This window comes from Pseudomonas sp. BAV 4579 (assembly GCF_009765395.1).
GTDB lineage: Bacteria > Pseudomonadota > Gammaproteobacteria > Pseudomonadales > Pseudomonadaceae > Chryseomonas > Chryseomonas aestiva.
In genome coordinates this window covers 1-3,485 of record NZ_WHOV01000121.1, presented here as the reverse complement: position 1 = coordinate 3,485, position 3,485 = coordinate 1, and the positions used below count along the sequence as shown (strand labels likewise).

The following is a 3,485-nucleotide window of genomic DNA, read 5'->3' as shown; positions in this document are numbered from 1 at the left end:
TCCAGTGGAAAAGGCTGCGCCGTTTTCCACGCTACGGCGTCCGCAGTTCCGTAGCGTGGGTTGAGCGTCAGCGACGCCCAGCGCGGTGGGTTCGACTCTGTCTGTTGGGCTTCGACGATGGAGCCGTCTCAACCCAACCTACCGCCGGGCGCGGCGATCGATCACGAGTTTGCTGGGGCTGATGAAGCGGAGCGCTCGCTCGGATAGCCCCTCTCCCCTCGGGAGAGGGTTGGGGTGAGGGCGCGCCTCGCTACAAAGCCCAGTGGAAAAGGCTGCGCCGTTTTCCACGCTACGGCGTCAGCGGTTCCGTAGCTTGGGTTAAGCGCCAGCGAGGTCCAAGGCGACAGGTTCGACTCTGTCCGTTGGGCTTCGACGATGGAGCTGTCTCAACCCAACCTACAAGGTCACGCCCAGGCGCGAGTCTCGTAGGTTGGGTTGAGCGCCAGCGAAGCCCAACAGTGTGACCGGCTTAGCCCGCCACCAGCACCCGAATGGCTTCCAGGCGCAGCGAGGCCTTGTCCAGGTAGGTCAGGCCTTCTTCGCGCTGCTGGCGCAGGCGATCGATCTCGTCCTGGCGGACGCTGGAATTGACCGCGCGCAGGGCTTCCAGGCGGGCGATTTCCTCGTCCATACCCGACACATAGGCCTGGCGGGCCTTGGCGACGCGTTCCTCGTGGCGGGGCAGGGCCTTGTCTTCGCCCCCGCCGATCAGCTTGGCCAGGGAGTCGCGCTGGGCCTGGACGAACTTGTTGGCGCTGGTACGCGGCACGCTTTCCAACTGATCGTTGAGGGTCTCGAAGGCCACCCGGGCAGCCAGGTCGTTGCCGTTGGCGTCCAGCAGGCAGCGGATCGCCAGCGGCGGCAGGTAGCGACCCAGTTGCAGGGCGCGCGGCGCCACCGCCTCGCTGATGTAGATCAGCTCCAGCAGCACGGTGCCCGGCTTGAGCGCCTTGTTCTTGATCAGCGCCACGGCGGTGTTACCCATGGAGCCGGACATCACCAGGTCCATGCCGCCCTGGGCCATGGGGTGCTCCCAGGTCAGGAATTGCATGTCTTCGCGGACCAGGGCCACGTTGCGGTCGTAGGTGATGGTCACGCCTTCGTCGTCGCCGAGGGGGAAGCCGGCGTCGAGCATCTTCTCGCTGGGCTTGAGGATCAGGGCGTTGTCGGAGTGGTCCTCGCTGTCGATGCCGAAGGCGTTGAACAGCTCTTCCATGTACATCGGCAGGGCGAACTGGTCGTCCTGGTCGAGGATGTCCTCGACCAGCTGCTCGCCGGCGCCGGCACCGGATGAATTGAGTTCCAGCAGACGGTCGCGACCGTTGTGCAGTTCCGTCTCCAGCGCGGCGCGCGCCTGGGCACCCTGTTCCAGCAGCGCCTGCCAGGTGGCGTCGTCGCCACCGGCCAGCTGCTCGTCGAGCTCGCTGGCGAAGCGCGCCTGGAGGGCGCTGCCGGTCGGCGAGGTGGCCAGAAAGGCGTTCAGCGCCTGGTGGTACCACTGGAACTGGCGTTCCTGGCGGCTGCCTTCGAGATAAGGCACGTGCAGCTGGATGGTGTGACGCTGGCCGATCCGGTCGAGACGGCCGATGCGCTGTTCCAGCAGGTCCGGGTGGGCCGGCAGGTCGAACAGCACCAGGTGATGGGCGAACTGGAAGTTGCGGCCTTCACTGCCGATCTCGGAGCAGATCAGCACCTGGGCGCCAAATTCCTCGTCGGCGAAGTAGGCGGCGGCGCGGTCGCGTTCGAGGATGCTCATGCCTTCGTGGAAGGTCGTGGCGGGGATGCCGGACTTCAGCCGCAGGGCGTCTTCCAGATCCAGGGCGGTTTCCATGCGCGCACAGATGACCAGCACCTTGTGCGGCTTGAGCGCCTTGAGGGTGTCGATCAGCCATTCGACGCGGCCATCGTGACGCCACCAGCGATCATTATCGTCTTCCGGGGCGAATTCGGTCTCCGGCTGCAGCGACTGGCCGGGCATGACGCCCTCGTCCAGGTAGGCATCCGGGAAGGGCAGGGCGTGGGCATGCAGCTCGCGCTCGGGAAAGCCCTTGACCGCGGCGCGGGTATTGCGGAACAGCACGCGACCGGTTCCATGGCGATCCAGCAGCTCGCGCACCAGGCGCGCGCGGGCGTCGGCGTCGCCGGCTGCGGCCGCCGCCAGCAGGGCCTCGCCTTCCTGGCCGAGGAAGCCGCCGATGGCGTCCTGGGCCGCCGGACTCAGGGCGCCGGCGTCGAGCAGTTCCTGCACGGCTTCGGCCACCGGGCGGTAGTGCTGGGACTCCTGCTGGAAGGCGGCGAAGTCATGGAAGCGACTGGGGTCGAGCAGGCGCAGACGGGCGAAGTGGCTGTCCTGGCCCAGTTGCTCGGGGGTCGCGGTGAGCAGCAGCACGCCGGGGATGACCTCGCCGAGTTGTTCGATCAGGCTGTATTCGCGGCTGGCGCCCTCGGGGTGCCAGACCAGGTGGTGGGCTTCGTCGACCACCAGCAGGTCCCAGCCGGCGGCGAAGGCGGCATCCTGGGCCTTTTCGTCGCGCACCAGCCAGTCCAAGGAGACCAGCGCCAGCTGGGCGTCCTCGAAGGGATTGCCGTCTTCGCTGGCCATGAAGCGCTCGGCGTCGAACAGCGCCACTTCCAGATTGAAGCGGCGGCGCATCTCCACCAGCCACTGGTGCTGGAGATTTTCCGGAACCAGGATCAGCACGCGGCTGGCGCGACCGCTGAGCAGCTGGCGATGGATCACCAGGCCGGCTTCGATGGTCTTGCCCAGGCCCACCTCGTCGGCCAGCAGGACGCGCGGGGCGACCCGGTCGGCCACGCTGCGGGCGATGTGCAGCTGGTGCGGGATCGGCTGGGCGCGGGTGCCGCCGAGGCCCCAGAGGCTGGACTGCAGCAGGCGGTTGCGGTGCTCGTGGGTGTGATAGCGCAGGCCGAACCAGGGCAGGGGATCGATCTGTCCGGCGAACAGGCGGTCGCTGGCCAGGCGGAACTGGATGAAGTTCGACAGCTGGGCCTCGGGCACGCTGCGTGCCTCGCGCTCGGCGGTGAAGCCGTGGTAGGTCAGCAGGCCGTCCGCTTCGGACACCTCGCGCACGGTGAGCTTCCAGCCCTCGAAGTGAGTCACCTCGTCGCCCGGGGCGAAGCGCACCCGGGTCAGCGGGGCGTTGCGCTGGGCATACTGGCGCGTCTCACCGGTGGCTGGATAGAGCACCGTGAGCAGGCGCCCGTCCAGGGCCAGGATGGTTCCCAGGCCCAGTTCGGCCTCACTGTCACTGATCCAGCGTTGTCCCGGTTGATGCGACGCCATGTGGAAGCTTCTCTCCAGCTATCAAAAAGCCGGCTATTTTAGCGAAAGCGGAGTCAGAAGCCTAACGCGCTCTTTGCCGCAGTCCGCGAATTCGAGGTCCCCGTCATGATCCCTGCCATTCCGCCGCCCGGCGTGACCCCGCCAAACCAGCTGGATCCCGCCCCGGTGCGCCCCGCCAGCG

Annotated in this window: 1 protein-coding gene; it reads right to left on the bottom strand. The window is 67.4% G+C overall.

Annotated features, from left to right (window positions below; genetic code table 11):
• Nucleotides 1-469: 469 nt before the first annotated feature.
• The gene (gene rapA / locus GSQ95_RS20365) at nt 470-3,304 is read right to left on the bottom strand and encodes an RNA polymerase-associated protein RapA (protein WP_158973880.1); all 2,835 of its coding nucleotides are present in this window, start codon (nt 3,302-3,304) and stop codon (nt 470-472) included.
• Nucleotides 3,305-3,485 lie beyond the last annotated feature (181 nt).

Coding starts and splice junctions, on each gene's coding strand:
- rapA (WP_158973880.1), bottom strand. CDS start 3,304: ATGGCGTCGCATCAACCGGGACAACGCTGGATCAGTGACAGTGAGGCC.